The following is a 15,695-nucleotide window of genomic DNA, read 5'->3' as shown; positions in this document are numbered from 1 at the left end:
TGCAGGCTCATGCGTCCTCCGTCACCCGCAGCACTTCCTCCAGCGTGGTCTCGCCACGCAACGCCTTGGCGATGCCATCCTCGTACATGGTGCGCATGCCGTTGGCGCGCGCCAACTGCTCGATCTCGCCCATGCCGGCCTTGCGCATCACCGCATTGCGCAGCGCATCGTCCATCACCAGGAACTCGACGATGGTGGTGCGGCCCTTGTAGCCGGTGGGCGCAAGTGCCGAGGGCTGCGCGCGATACAGGAAAATCTCGCCCTGCGGCTGGTAACGGCGCAGGTTGAAGCGCGCGATCTCCTCGGCCGAGGCCGGGTAGCGCTGGGCATGCTGCGGTTCCAGCCTGCGTACCAGGCGCTGGGCAAGGATGCCATTGATGGTGGAGGTGAGCAGATAGTCCTCCACCCCCATGTCCAGCAGGCGGGTGATGCCACCGGCGGCGTTGTTGGTATGCAGGGTGGACAGCACCAGGTGGCCGGTGAGCGCGGACTGGATCGCGATACGCGCGGTTTCCAGGTCACGCATTTCGCCGATCATGATGATGTCCGGGTCCTGGCGGACGATGCCACGCAGCGCATTGGCGAAATCCAGGCCTATCTGCGGCTTGGCCTGGATCTGGTTGATGCCTTCCAGCTGATACTCCACCGGGTCCTCGACCGTGATGATCTTGACCTTGTCGGTGTTGAGCTGGCTCAACGCGGTATACAGCGTGGTGGTCTTGCCCGAGCCGGTGGGGCCGGTCACCAGCAGGATGCCGTGCGGCTGCTCCAGCACCTTGCGGAACTGCGGCAGGAAATCCTCGCTGAAACCCAGGCGCTGGAAATCGAATACCACCGCCTCGCGGTCCAGCAGGCGCATCACCACGCATTCGCCATGCGCGGTGGGCATGGTGCTCACGCGCAGGTCCAGCTCCTTGCCCTGCACGCGCAGCATGATGCGACCGTCCTGCGGCAGGCGTCGCTCTGCGATGTTGAGCTTGGCCATGATCTTGATGCGGCTGATCACCGCGGCGGTAAGGTTGACCGGTGGGCTTTCACCGTCCACCAGCACGCCGTCAACGCGGTAACGCACCTTCAGGCGGTTCTCGAACGGCTCCACGTGGATGTCCGAGGCGCGCAGCTCCACCGCCCGCTGGATCACCAGGTTGACCAGCCGGATGACCGGTGCTTCGGAGGCCAGGTCACGCAGGTGCTCGATGTCGTCCAGGGGCACGGCCTCGCCGTCGGCGGCCTCCAGGATGGTACCCATCGCGCTGCGGCCCTGACCATGCCAACGCTCGATCGCCTCGTCCACCTCGCTGCGCACGCCGACCACGGGTGCCACGCCGCAACCGGTGACCAGCGCGATCGCGTCGATGGCATAGCTGTCGTGCGGATCGGCCATCCACAGCAGGATGCGACCGCGTTGTTCGCCCAGTGGCAGCACCAGGTACTGCTTGAGGAAACGCAGCGGGATGGGCTCCACGCCATCCACCAGTTCCGGCGGATGCTCAGGCACCTCGCGTGCGCCCAGCAGGCGCAGGCCCAACACCTTGGCGCAGGCCTCCGCATGGTCGCGTTCGGACACCAGCCCAAGACGCGCCAGCAGCACCAGCAGGTCACCACCGGACTCACGCTGCAACTGGCGTGCGCGCAGCAGGTCCGCATCCTTCAGACGGCCCTGCGCCAGCAGCGCATCGACGATGCGCTCGGCAGGCGTAGGCGCAAGTTGGGCGTCGTGGGCTACCGCGTTCACGCATTCCTCCTGTGTTGCCCGGACTTTACCAGTTCAACCTGCCAAGCCGTGCACATGAACACGCATTACGTCCAAAAAAAGAACCCCGGCATGGCCGGGGTTCCTTCAACGGCGAACGGCGTGGTTATTGACGCGCAACCAGGCTGACACCTGCGAACGAGGCCGCGCCCACCACCTTGACGTAGTAGGTACCGGCCTGCGGCTTGTTGATGCGCACCGTCTCGCTGTTGCCGGCACGGGTGGACTTGGCATCGAACGCGCTGCTGGTGGGCTCGGCGTCATAGCTGACGTACAGCGATACGTCACCGGTACCACCGTAGGTCATGAACGTCAGCACCTTGCCGGCCTCGGCCTGGAAGCTGTAGACCGTCTCGCTGCCAGCACCGCCGGTCAGGCCGGTGACGGCCACCTTGTTGGTCAACGGCGTGGCCACCGGCCCGCAATCATCGACGGCCGGATCACACGGCGGCGTGGTGGCCTTGACCAACGCGGCATTGATATCCAGGATGCCCGCGCCAATCGGCGTGCTGGCGGGAATGGTGGTGCCGAACGGCTTGACAGTGGAAGTCAGCAGATCGCGCATCTGGGTCCAGGTCAACGGCGTATCCACCACGCTCTGCACCATGGCCACTGCCGCAGCCACATGCGGTGATGCCATCGACGTACCGACCAGGCCAAGCGGTGCCCAACTGGCCGTCGGCGTGGTGGTGCCCTCGTTGATCACCTGGAAGATCCAGCCATCGTTGCTGTTTTCGGCGTTGCCGCCCGGTGCCGACAGATCCACGCGCGCACCGTAGTTGGAGTAATAGGTACGGCCGCCATTGATGCCCGTAGCGCCCACCGAAATCACGTTGTTGCAGGACGACATCGTGTAGCTGCCGGCATTCGCATTGTCGTTGCCTGCAGCCACCACGATGATGCTGCCCAGGCCGATGGCTTCATCGATGGCGTCCTGGTACATGGCGGGGCATGAAGAAGGGCTGACGCTGCCCAGGCTCATATTGATGACCTCGGCCGGGGTCGGATTGGCCGGCAGGCCGGGCACGCTGCCGCCGGCTGCCCAGACGATGCCGTCGGCAATATCGCTGCCGAAGCCGCCGCAGGAGCCCAGCACACGCACCGGCTGCACCTTGGCCTTGAATGCGAGGCCGGCCATGTTCAAGCCATTGTTGGTTTCCTGTGCCACCGTGCCGGCGACATGGCTGCCATGCCAGGAACTGTCCTTGGCCGCATGCGGATCATTGGTGGCCCACCCGGTGCAGTAGTTCTGCTCGATCCAGTCACCGGTATCCCAGCCACCCGCCACCCGGTCATCACTGTCGCGTCGTGACACACGCTTGTCGGTGATCATGTCGTAGCCGGGGATGACGTTGTTCTGCAGATCCGGGTTGCCCTGGGTGATGCCCGTATCGACCACCGCCACCACCACGCCTTCACCCTGGGAGATATCCCATGCAGCAGTCGCGTTGACACCAGCCTTGGCGTTGTAGAAGTTCCACTGGGCAAAGGTCTGCGGATCGTTGGGCGTGAACTTGGGAGCATCGGTCGCCATGCTGCGGTACATGCGGTCAATCTCGACCCGTTCCACTGCAGGGTTGGCCTTCATCTCCTGGATGAACTGGGCGGTCTCGGCCTTGTCGAGCGCACGCGAGGTTTTCACCACTGCCCAGCCAGGCGCGGCCATGCGCCGCAGCATCGTCGCACTGGCCGCCGGACGGGCAGCGGAGCGCGCGGAGGCCGCCACGGCGCGATTCAGACCCGCCCGGGAGGCAGCGCTGCCAAGCCCGCGGTTGACCGCAGCAGCGTCGCGCAGCTCGCTGGAGCCAGCACGGTATTTGACGATGAAGCGATAGCCACCTTCGCCGCCGCCAATGCCCGTATCCAGCGGGCGTGTCTGCAGCTTACCCGGCGTTGCCGCCGATGCAGCGGTGACACCAACGGTAGCCATCAGCACAACAGCGGCAACTGCCATTCCAAGCTTGGTCTTCTTCATGTTCGATCTCTCGTCTGGTGAAACAGGGATGGAACTCCATTGCTGCATCTACTAACCCTCCGGTTGACCGCTGTGGTGCCGCGGGGGCAACGCCACAGCAGCCGTGCAACCGGAAGCCGGTGCCGCAGCCGGCACCGGCCCGGACCTGCGCGTGGTTACCAGCCGAAGCCGGCGCCCACGCCTACCGAGCTGTCGTCACTGCTGAAAGCACCGCCGATGGTGAGGGTGGCGCGTTCGCTCAATGCACGCTGGTAACCCACCGACAGCGCCGACTCACCACTCTGGTAGCCCACACCCACACCGACGCGGTTCTGGGTATGGATGCCCGCTGCACTGGTGGCCATGTTCATCATGGCGGCGTTCATCGCGCCCTGGCGATCGATGCGACGGTCGACGTTGCGCAGACGGTTGTCCATGTCATTGCGCAGGCCGCTGAAGCTGTCGTTGAGGCTGCCGAACTTGCTGTCGGTGTAGCTGTTGGCCGAGGCGATGCCACTGTCCAGCTGGCCCTTGTTGACCGCATCGGTCGCCTGCGTACCTGCCGCCACGTTGGTGATCTGACGTTCGCTTCCGACGCTGCCCACCGACACCGTGTTGGCACGGTCCGCAACCGAGCCCTGGCCCAGGGCCACCGCACCTTGTGCGGTTACGCTGGAGCCTTGGCCGATGGCAGTACCCGAAGCCGCGGACACGCTGGCGCCCTCGCCGACCGCCACGGCATTGGTGGCCGCTGCGGTGATGTGGGTATTGGCACCCACGGCTGTGCTGCCATCGGCATCGACACGTGCGTTGCTGCCCAGCGCCGTGTCCTTCGGGCCATGGGCATAGCTGCCATTGCCCGCTGCAGTACCGGTTGCATGGTTGGCAGCAGCCTGGTCACCCATGGCAAGGCCACCGGTGGCGGCCGGCGTTACCGGCGTGGTACCCGCATCGGTCGTGCCGTTGCGTGGACCATTGCCATTGCCATTGCCATTGCCATTGCCGTTCCCGTTGCCATTCCCTTGGCCATTGCCATTACCCTTGCTGGCCAACTGGTTGTTGATCGACGTGACCTGCTTGTCCAATGCGGTCAGTGCGGCACCGACGTTGTTGAAGCTCGTGCCCTGGATGACATAGGTGGGCGCGACGAACATGCCCTGCATGCCGACACCGGCACCGCCGCCCAGGAAGCTGGCCATGTTGCCCAGCGACTGGAACAGCTGGCCGCCGTTGATGGCCTGCATGCTGCCGGCAGCAATACTGCCTGCGGCCACGTTGTCCAGGCGGGTGCCCTGGGCACCGGCCAGGGTCAGCGTGTCGCGGTTGGCATCGTCATAGGTCACCGCATTGGCAGTGACGCCCTCGATGCTGCCCAGGCGGCCATCCATGTCGGTCACGCGGGTTTCCACCGCACCCACGCGCTGGTTGGTGACATGCAGCTGGCCACCGGTCACCGCGTCGGTGCTGCCTTCGGCAATACGGCCTGCACCCACATTGACGATACGGCGTGTGGCCGGCCCGTTGCTGCCGTTACCGCCACCCACCGACACCACGTTGGCCTCGACCGCCCGCGAGCCCGCACCCAGCGCCACCGAGTTGGCCCCGGATACACCCGCACCGGCACCAATGGCCACGCTGTTGGCACCGTTGCTGGCAAATGCGCCGTAGCCGATGGCCACACCATTGCTGGCCGTGATGGAGGTCTGCCGGCCCAGCGCCGTGCTGTTGCTGGCACGCGCCGAGGCATCGGCACCCACCGCGGTGGCACCGTTTGCATTGGCGGTGCTGGCCGCACCCAGCGCGGTGCTGCGCTCGGCACTGGCAACGGCGCCGGCACCGGATGCCACCGCATTGGTCCCACTGGCAGTCGCCACGCCGTCACCGCTGGCCTGGAAGTACTTGCTGGTTTCACCGGCGACATCGGCCACCGCGTCCAGCTGCGCTTTGTTGACCGCGTCGGTGGCCTCGGTACCCGCAGCCACGTTGGTGATCTGCCGGGTATTGGCCGCGTGGGTCACGCCGTACTCGTCGGTCCAGGCCTGCGCGGCGCCGACCGACACGGTATTGGCACGATCAGCCAGCGCGCCCGAACCCAGCGCCACGGCGCCGGCAGCGTCTGCCTTGGCGTTGGCACCGATGGCCACCGCATCGCTGCCCTGCTCGTACACCGATGCACGGAAGCCCAGGGCGACACCGTTGTTGGCCAGCGACATCGAGGCGCGTCCCAATGCCATCGAGTTGGTCGCGTCGGCCAGGCTGCTGTTGCCCATGGCGATGCCGTTGTTGCCGGTGCTCAGTGCACCAACGCCCATCGCGATCGAGCTGGTGCCATTGGCCCAGGTGTTCGGGCCGATGGCAATGGCGTTGACCGCATCGGCCCATGAGCCCACACCCAATGCAGTCGCATTGGCGCCGGTGGCCCACGCCGATGCGCCCAGGGCAGTGGCACCGTCCTCCAAGGCCCAGGAGTAGCCGCCAATTGCAGTGGCATTGTCCACCTTGGCCCAGGCATTGCTGCCCACCGCGGTGGACCAGTCACCTGCGGCACGCGACTTCATGCCGGCGGCAAAGGTGTCGTTGCCATAGGCCTGTGCACCACTGCCGAAGGCCGAGCTGCTGATACCGGTGGCCTGCGCGCCCGCACCCACGGCAGTGCCGTTTTCGCCAGCCTGGGTACCCACCAGCAGTGGCGAGCCGTCCGGGTTCTGCAGGGCGAAGTTGTACTCATCGTAGGCCTGGCCCATGCCACCCACCGCCACTGCGCCATTGGCACTGGCGGTGCTGTTCTGGCCCACAGCCACCGTGTTGTCGGCTACCGCCGAGCTGCCGCTGCCGAAGGCCGACGCACCATTGCCCGTGGCATTGGCGGCCTCGCCGGCGGCGGTGGCGTTGTCGCCTTCGGCATAGGCACCGGCATCGCTGTCGGTACTGCCGGTAGCGGTGAAGTACTTGCTGGTGTTCTCGGCCACGGCGGCAACCGCATCCAACTGGTCCTTGTTTACCGCGTCGGTGCCTTCGGTGCCTGCCGCGACATTGGTGATCTGGCGCTCGGCCCCTTCATCACCCACCGAAACCGTGTTGTCGCGGCTGGCGATGGAGCCTGCACCCAGTGCCACCGCATTCTCGCCACTGGCTTCGCTGCCCATGCCGATGGCAGTGGTGCGTTGGCCAACTGCCCAGGCACCGGCACCAACTGCCGTGGCATCGTCACCGAAAGCCCAGCTGCCACTGCCGATGGCGACCGCATTGGTCGCACCGATGCCGAACAAGCCGAAGCCCGTTTCAGCACCGTCGCCGATGGCCAGGCTGCCCTCGCCCAATGCCGAGGCATTGCGGCCAACCGCGACATTGCCGTCTTCATAGGCTGCCGCATTGAAGCCCACCGCCGTCGCCCCGGCACCTTCGGCATAGCTCTGCGAGCCCGTCGCGGTGCTGTAGTCGCCCAGCGCATTGGCCACCGCACCGCTGGCGGTGGACTGGTCACCGCGTGCCAGTGCACCCACACCGGTGGCGGTGGCGGCAAAGCCCTCGGCATTGGCGCTGGCACCCAGGGCGGTACCGCCCACACCGGCGCTGGTGGCACCGGACTGCACCGGCTCGCCCGCGACCGTGATCAACGGATCACCATTGTCATCCACCGCATTGCCACCCACGGCCACCGCGCCCGGGCCCATCGCCTGGGCGTTCTGGCCGAAGGCCGCCGCATTCTGGCCACTGGCCAGTGCATTCATGCCCACGGCGGTTGCCCCGTCGGCAATCGCGTTGGCGCCGCTGCCAAACGCCGATGCACCATTGCCGATGGCATTGGTGGCCTCGCCGGCGGCGGTGGCGTTGTCGCCTTCGGCATAGGCACCGGCATCGCTGTCGTCACTGCCGGTGGCAGTGAAGTACTTGCTGGTGTTCTCGGCCACGGCGGCTACTGCATCCAACTGGTTCTTGTTGACTGCGTCGGTACCCTCGGTGCCATCTGCAACATTGGTGATCTGGCGCTCTGCGCCAACATCACCCACGGACACCGTGTTCTCACGGTCGGCCCAGGAATTCGCACCCAGGGCAACACTGTTGGCAGCCTCGGCAACCGCGCTCTGGCCCAGCGCGGTGGCGTTGTCCGCATCGGCCCAGCTGTTGAAGCCGATCGCCGTGGCGTATTCGCCCAGCGCCCAAGCGCCGTTGCCGAATGCCGAGGCACCGGTGCCCGACGCTTCGGTGCTGATCAGGCCACCGTAGGTGGTGCCGCCGACTGCGGTTGCTTCGTCACCCGATGCAATGGCCGATTCACCCACGGCCGTGGTGCTGGCCCCGGACGCCGATGCGGCCAGACCCATCGCCACACCGTAATCGCCCGTGGCCTGCGCGCCATAGCCCACCGCCGACGCCAGATCGCCAGAGGCGACGCTGTAGCTGCCCACGGCAGTAGTACCGCGGCCGCTGGCATCGGCGCGGAAGCCGTTGGCCAAGGCCTGCTGCCCGGATGCCACGGCTTCGGCACCCTGCGCGGTGGCAAATGCACCCGATGCCTCGGCACCGGCGCCCAGGGCGGTGCTGCTGTCACCGGTGGCGGCACTGGCCGAGCCCACCGCAACCGCATTGTCCGCATCCGCCAGCGCCGCATCACCAATCACCACGCTGCCATCACCGCTGGCCACGCTGTTGCTGCCCAGTGCAATCGCATTGGCACCGTCAACCAGATTGCCCATGCCGAAGGCACTGCTGTTCTCGCCGTCCACCTGGTTGAAGTTGCCGAACGCCGAGCTGTTGGTGCCATTGGCGGTGTTCACGTAGCCAACCGCACTGGCGTAGTCACCGGCGGCAACGTTGTAGCTGCCGACGGCGGTGCTCTGCACGCCGCTGGCCTCCGACCCCACACCCGCCGCCGTGGCACCTTCGCCACTGGCAACCGCATCGTCGCTGCCATCGGCTGCACCGTTGGCCTTGAAGTAACGGCCGGCCAGCAAGGCACCCTCGGCAGCTGCGTTGAGCTGATCCACGTTCACCGCGTCGGTGCCCTCGGTACCGGCTGCGACATTGGTGATCTGCCGATCGATCGCCGCGTGCGTTTCGCCCGCCGCATCGGTCCACTCCTGCGCCGCGCCAACCGACACCGTGTTGGCGCGGTCTGCCAGCGAGCCGGCACCCAGCGACACACTGTTTTCCGCCTCCTTCGTGGTCCAGGCGTTGGAGCCCAGCACTGTCGAGTTCAGCGCCTGCGCGTAGCTGTTGTAGCCCACTACCGTTGCACCATCTTCGGTGGCCCAGGCTTCGGCACCTACCGCGGTGGTGTTCTTGCCCTCGGTGACGCTGTAGAAGTCCTGCCCGGCCAGCGCGTTCACACCCACGGCCACGCCCATCTGGCCGGTGGCGGCGTTGTTGCCCACCGCCACACCGCCCTCACCGGCACGGGTCTGTACGCCAAACGCCGAGCCAGCAATACCGGCGATGGCGTTCTGGCCCATCGCCGTAGCCACTTCCGCAGCCTGCGCCGAGGTACCCACGGCGGTGCCGAAGAACGTCGCATAGGCTCCGCTACCTACCGCCACGGCCTGCCATGCATCGGCGGTGGCGCCGAAGCCGACTGCAGTGGATTCGCGACCGGTCGCCCAGGCCGCGTTGCCGATCGCGGTGGCTGCCAGCCCGGCGGCCTGCGCCTCGGCACCAATGGCCGCGGCAAACAGCCCCTGCGCATTGGCACCGGCGCCAATCGCGAGGAAGGCACCCTCCGACGTACTTGCATTGGTGCCGATGGCGATATCGTCCTGTGCGGACGCACTGGCGTTCATGCCCAGCGCGATGCTGCCGGCACCGGTGGCCAGGGCATTGGTGCCCAGTGCCGTGGCGTTGTCCGCCAGCGCGTTGGCACCACTGCCGTAGGCCGAGGCACCGTTGCCGATGGCATTGGTGGCTTCACCGGATGCGGTAGCGTTGTCGCCTTCGGCATAGGCACCGGCATCGCTGTCGGCGCTGCCGGTGGCTGCGAAGTACTTGGTCGAGCCGGTCACCGCATCCAACTGGCCCTTGTTCACCGCATCGGTGGCTTCGGTGCCTGCTGCGACATTGGTGATCTGACGCTCGGCCCCTTCATCACCTACCGAGACCGTGTTGTCACGGTTGGCAACCGAATCCGCGCCCAGCGCCACCGAATTTTCGGCGCCGGCCTGGCTGCCGGTGCCGATCGCGGTGCTGCGCTGATCAAATGCCCAGGCGTTTGCACCGACTGCCGTGGCATCGTCACCGAAGGCCCAGCTGCCACTGCCGATGGCGACTGCATTGGTCGCACCGATGCCGAACAAGCCAAAGCCGGTTTCAGCACCATCGCCGATGGCCAGGCTGCCCGCACCCAATGCCGAGGCGTTGCGGCCGACCGCGACATTGCCGTCTTCATAGGCCGCCGCATTGAAGCCCACCGCCGTTGCCCCGGCACCTTCGGCGTAGCTCTGCGAGCCCGTCGCGGTGCTGTAGTCGCCCAGCGCATTGGCCACCGCACCGCTGGCGGTGGACTGGTCACCGCGTGCCAGTGCACCCACACCGGTGGCGGTGGCGGCAAAGCCCTCGGCATTGGCGCTGGCACCCAGGGCGGTACCGCCCACACCGGCACTGGTGGCACCGGACTGCACCGGCTCGCCCGCAACCGTGATCAACGGATCACCATTGTCATCCACCGCATTGCCACCCACGGCCACCGCGCCCGGGCCCATCGCCTGGGCGTTCTGGCCGAAGGCCGCTGCATTCTGGCCACTGGCCAGTGCATTCATGCCCACGGCGGTTGCCCCGTCGGCAATCGCGTTGGCGCCGCTGCCAAACGCCGACGCGCCATTGCCGATGGCATTGCTGGCTTCGCCGGCAGCGGTGGCATTGTCGCCTTCGGCATAGGCACCGGCATCGCTGTCGTCACTGCCGGTGGCAGTGAAGTACTTGCTGGTGTTCTCGGCCACGGCGGCTACTGCATCCAACTGGTTCTTGTTGACCGCGTCGGTACCCTCGGTGCCGTCTGCAACGTTGGTGATCTGACGCTCTGCGCCAACGTCACCCACGGACACTGTGTTCTCACGGTCGGCCACCGATTCGGCCCCCAGCGCCACGCTGTTTGCGGCCACCGCTGTCGCACCGGCTCCCAAGGCAGTGCTGTTGGCACCACGGCTGGTGCTGTAGAAGCCCACCGCCGTGCTGTTGGCGCCACTGGCCCAGCTTTCGGCGCCCAGCGCGCTGGCGTTGTCACCTGGCGCATAGGCGAAGTAGCCCACCGCCGTTGCCTCGGTACCCGAGGCTTCGCTCAGGGCGCCGGATGCCAGCGCATAGTCGCCCGATGCGATCGCGCCTGCACCCACCGCCGTGGACACTTCACCGCTGGCCTGGGTGTCGACGAAGAAACCGAAACCCGGGATCAGATCGGCCGGCCCACCAATGGCGACGCTGCTGGTGCCGGATGCCGCGCTCTGCGTACCCACCGATGTGCTGTAGTCGCCGGTGGCATTGGACACCGCACCAAACGCCGACGACTGCGTCCCCTGCGCAAAGGCGCCTACGCCGGCAGCCGTGGCGGCAAAGCCTTCGGCACTGGCACTGGCGCCTACTGCGGTGCCGCCGACAGCCGCACTGGTCGCGCCGGTAGTGACCGGCTCGCCACCAAAGGTGATCAGCGCATTGCCATCAGCATCCACCGCATTACCACCGACAGCCACTGCGGCCGGGCCGGTAGCTTCGGCATTCTGGCCCACCGCGGCGCTGTTCTGGCCAGTGGCCAAGGCGTTCTGCCCAACCGCGGTAGCGCCGTTGGCAACGGCATTGGCACCGTTGCCATAAGCTGACGCACCGTCACCGGTGGCATTGCTTGCTTCACCGGCCGCAACGGCGCCATCACCTTCGGCCAGTGCACCGGCATCGCTGTCGGCACTGCCGGTAGCCTGGAAATATTTGCTGGTGTTTTCAGCCACGCTTGCCACCGCGTCCAGCTGCGCCTTGTTCACCGCATCGGTGTCTTCGCTGCCTGCGGCGACATTTGTGATCTGGCGCTCGGCACCTGCATCACCCACCGACACCGTGTTCTCGCGATCAGCCAGGGAGTTCGCGCCAAGGGCGACGCTGTTGGCAGCCGCCGCGGTAGCGCTCTGCCCCAGTGCCGTGGCGTCGTCGGCATCGGCCCAGCTGTTGAAACCGATGGCAGTGGCGTAATCGGCAACCGCCCAGGCGCCATTGCCGAATGCCGACGCACCGGTACCGGATGCACGCGTGGTGATGAAACCACCGAACGTGGTGCCGCCAACCGCCGTGGACTCCTCACCCGAGGCCACCGCCGAATCACCGACCGCCGTGGTGCTGGTGCCTGATGCTTCGGCGCCCAGCCCCATCGCCACGCCATAGTCGCCACTGGCCTGCGCGCCATAGCCCACTGCCGACGCCAGGTCACCCGAGGCGGCACTGTAGCTGCCCAATGCGGTGGTACCCCGGCCACTGGCCTCGGCACGGAAGCCGCTGGCGGTGGCCTGCTGGCCCGAGGCGAGCGACTGGCTGCCTTGTGCGCTTGCATAGGCGCCGGACGCCTCGGCACCACTGCCGGCGGCCGTGCTGCCCACTTCACTGGCGATGCTGCCTGAGCCTACCGCCGTGCTGTCGTCGGCAGCGGCATAGGCGCCATCGCCAATCACCACGCTACCGTCACCACTGGCGATGCTGTTGCTGCCAAGTGCGATCGCATTGGCACCATCCACCAGATTGCCCGAGCCAAACGCGCTGCTGTTGTCGCCGTCCACCTGGTTGAAATTTCCGACCGCCGAACTGTTGCTGCCGTTGGCGGTGTTCACGTAACCCACCGCGCTGGAGTAGTCGCCGGCAGCAACGTTGTTGTTGCCAACCGCGGTGCTTTCCACCCCCGTGGCCTGCGAGCCCACACCCGCAGCCATCGCCCCGGCACCACTGGCCACCGCATCGTCGCTGCCATCGGCCGCACCGTTGGCCTTGAAGTAGCGGCCCGCCAGCAACGCGCCTTCGGCGGCAGCGTTGAGCTGATCCACGTTGACGGCATCGGTGCCCGCTGTACCCGCGGCAACATTGCTGATCTGGCGTTCGCTACCGGCGGCCCCGACCGACACGGTGTTGGCGCGATCGGCAACCGAGCCGGCGCCCAGCGCCACGCTGTTGTCCGCCGAAGCAAGGGTCCCGGCACCGATGGCGACCGCATTGGCACCGGACGCCTCGGCGTCGTTGGCAATGGCGCACTCCACCAAGGTCGCGCTGCCGAGCACCATGCACTGCGCATTGCCGCCCACTTCCACTGACTGTGCCTGTACCGCTGTTGCCCAGGCGCTGGCCCCTAGTCCCAGGGCAACCGCAACCGACAAGGCCTGCAGGCGGAAACCGGAGCTGTGACGCTCATCCATGACCACACCGGCCGAGCTGGACGATGCCAACTCCGACGCCACCACCAACTGCCCCAACGCCTTGTTCCACACCTTGCGGTAGATCCGGTTCATCGCTGCTGCTCCTCAAGTGGACGGTTTGTTCGCTTGCAGAAACGCGCCATCGTTGGACTGTCGTGCCCAACGATCCCCCTGAGGTGTTGTGGTCCAGCTCCCGGTCGAACCGGGCACGTAAGGCTCACGCCTGTCGTGGTCTACCCAATCGGTTCCATACCTGTCGGGCGACTACGGGATGGATGGAGTCTTAATCGACGATTCATGGTTCGTCAAATTTTTGGCAACTCAGCACTATTTTGTGAAAAAGATCGCAAATATCTGAACAAAGTGAGAAGCACTAACAAATTTCTTCTGAAACAGTCGCCTACGGTCGTTCAGCCAGTCCTGCTGGCTTACCAGAGGCCGGAGGATCAACAAGACAAAAAGCCCGCGGGCCAAGGCCTGCGGGCTTTTCGACTTTTCCAGCCAGGTAACCGAATTCGCGTTGGCTGAATGGCTAGACCAGCTGCATTGCAACAAACCAGATGCGCGAATTCAGAAGCTCCACACTATTGCCGCGCTGTCAGCGTCACACCCTTGTAGTCCTCCAGGTAACTAGCCGCCAACCTGATGTAATAGGTGCCAGCTTTTGGTGCTTGGAAACGAACGGTCTCGATGTTGGACTTGCGGCGGCTCGACCTCGCTTCTGCAGTGACTATGGTTGGATTCTTGCCATAACTCACGTACATGCTGATGTCACCGGACCCGCCATAGGTCATGAAGTTCAGCACTTGCCCGGCGCGGGCATCAAAGCTGAACAGGGACTCGGTGCTACGTTTTCCTTGCACAATGATTGCACGCTTGTTTAAGAGCGGAACGGGCGCCGTGCCAGGTCCACAATCAGTCAGCACAGGGTCACAACGATCCACACAACTGGGCTTCTCAAGATCACAGGTGGGAGTGGCCAATTCTCGCAAGGCTGCGGCTATGTTGAGGATACCGGGACCGATGCCGAAAATTTCCTCAAGCGTAATTCCAGCAGGCGGCGGAAATGGGACGCTGGTAGGTACTGGTGATTTTGACAGCGGACTTGCCGTACGTTGCAACAACACTTTCATTTCGCGAAGATTCAATGGCGACTTGGCGACGCTTTGAATCATTGCCGCAGCGGCTGCAACATGAGGCGCTGCCATCGATGTACCCGCATAGCCTTCGAGCATCCAGTTGCCCGGCTCCGGCCCTCGATCACCGCCGTTGATCATCTGCCAGATAAAAGACGTTGCTTCACCTGATTCGCTACCACGCCCTACCTCGTTGCCACCAGGTGCAGCCAATACGGTTGGCCAGCCCTTGTTCGAAAAATCGGACTTTTCACCCTGGAATGTCGAAGAGGCGACTACCAGAACGCCCTCGCAGCTGCCCATCGTCTGCGTCATTGCACCGGTGTCGCGATTACCTGCGGACACCACAACAATCGCACCCTTGTCGTTGGCGAAATCAAGTGCTTCCTGATAGGCCTGAGGACAGACAGGCGTATCCGGTCGGCCCAAGCTCATATTGAGAATTTCAGCCGGGTTCGGGTTGATGGGCAAACCCGGCACGTCTCCCCCTACAGCCCACACAATGCCATCCGAAATATCACTGGTCAGGCCACCGCACGAGCCCAGCACCCGCACCGGCAGCACTTTGGCCAACGGCGCAACGCCGGCCGCTCCGATGCTGTTGTTGGTCAACTGCGCAATCGTGCCTGCCACGTGGGTCCCATGCCAACTGCTGCGCTCGGCCGGATGGGTCTCGCCCGTAAGCTGCGTGCAGTAGTTTTCCTCGACCCAAGTGCCGACGTCCCACCCCCCTGGCACGCGGCCATCGATACCGCGCCGGGACATCTCTTTAAACGACACCATGTCATAGCCCGGTAGGACATTCGCCTCCAGGTCTGGGTTTCCTTTTGCCACGCCAGAGTCCAAAACCGCTACAACGACCCCCTCCCCCTTGCTGCTTGCCCACGCCTCGGGTGCATGCACCCCATACTTGGGGTTGTTCAGGTTCCACTGATACCTGGAAAAGTCCGGGTCGTTGGGGAGTGCGCTGGCGCTTGCGCGTGCCGCCGCAGAAGGGAACATCAATTCGTCCCGCTCAACCCGTTCGACTGAGGGATTGGCCTTCAGTTCACGTATGAATGCCGCCTCTTCCACAGAACTCAAGCTGCGCGAGACTTTGATGACGCTCCAGCCAGGCATACCCATTCTTCGCAGCAGTGCGGCACTCGCAACGGGAGCCGCCGCACCAGGCAGGCTGGAGCTGCTACCTGCATTGATACCTGCACGCGTCACTGCCTGACCGATGGAGCGGTTGGCGGACGCTGTGTCACGAAAATCCATGCTGCCCGCACTGAACTTCACCATGAAGCGGGAATTGGAAATCGCCGCAGTGGGCGACACCGCAATCACCGCTGCCGCCGATCTGGTCGGCTGTATTGCTGCGGCGCTAGCACACATTGGACTGAGAAGCCCGGCCATCACAGAACCCACTACAGCCGATGAAAATAACCGATTGATTTCCACTTGAAAGCTCTCGATAGAAAGTTATGGAAAAATTTCCT

General features: G+C 65.1%; 5 protein-coding genes. 1 reads left to right on the top strand and 4 read right to left on the bottom strand.

The features are described 5' to 3' along the window. Nucleotides 1-7: 7 nt before the first annotated feature. The 4 genes from gspE to B2527_RS05830 form a co-directional block, all read right to left on the bottom strand. Entirely contained in the window at nt 8-1,735 is a 1,728-nt protein-coding gene (gene gspE, locus B2527_RS05845) for a type II secretion system ATPase GspE (RefSeq protein ID WP_293706593.1), read from the bottom strand. 124 nt (nt 1,736-1,859) lie between these two features. Then, a complete protein-coding gene (locus tag B2527_RS05840) occupies nt 1,860-3,728 on the bottom strand; it encodes a S8 family peptidase (RefSeq protein WP_293706592.1) in 1,869 nt (622 codons plus the stop codon). A 155-nt stretch (nt 3,729-3,883) separates the two neighbouring features. After that, nucleotides 3,884-13,171 (bottom strand): ESPR-type extended signal peptide-containing protein, encoded by a 9,288-nt coding sequence (locus B2527_RS05835; RefSeq protein WP_293706591.1) that lies wholly within the window; start codon nt 13,169-13,171, stop codon nt 3,884-3,886. A gap of 491 nt (nt 13,172-13,662) precedes the next feature. Continuing rightward, on the bottom strand, nt 13,663-15,474 hold the full coding sequence (locus tag B2527_RS05830) for a S8 family serine peptidase (RefSeq protein WP_293706590.1): 1,812 nt from the start codon (nt 15,472-15,474) through the stop codon (nt 13,663-13,665). Between B2527_RS05830 and B2527_RS05825 the strand changes: the two genes are divergently transcribed. Then, nucleotides 15,473-15,661 carry a hypothetical protein gene (locus B2527_RS05825; protein WP_293706589.1) on the top strand — a complete coding sequence of 63 codons (189 nt, stop codon included), beginning with the start codon at nt 15,473-15,475 and terminating at the stop codon, nt 15,659-15,661. The genes B2527_RS05830 and B2527_RS05825 overlap by 2 nt on opposite strands. Nucleotides 15,662-15,695 lie beyond the last annotated feature (34 nt).

It is taken from the genome of Stenotrophomonas sp. UBA7606, from assembly GCF_002477705.1.
In the GTDB taxonomy this organism is placed as follows: Bacteria; Pseudomonadota; Gammaproteobacteria; order Xanthomonadales; family Xanthomonadaceae; genus Stenotrophomonas.
The sequence above is the reverse complement of the archived record's forward strand: the minus strand, read 5'-3'. Positions and strand labels throughout refer to the sequence as shown.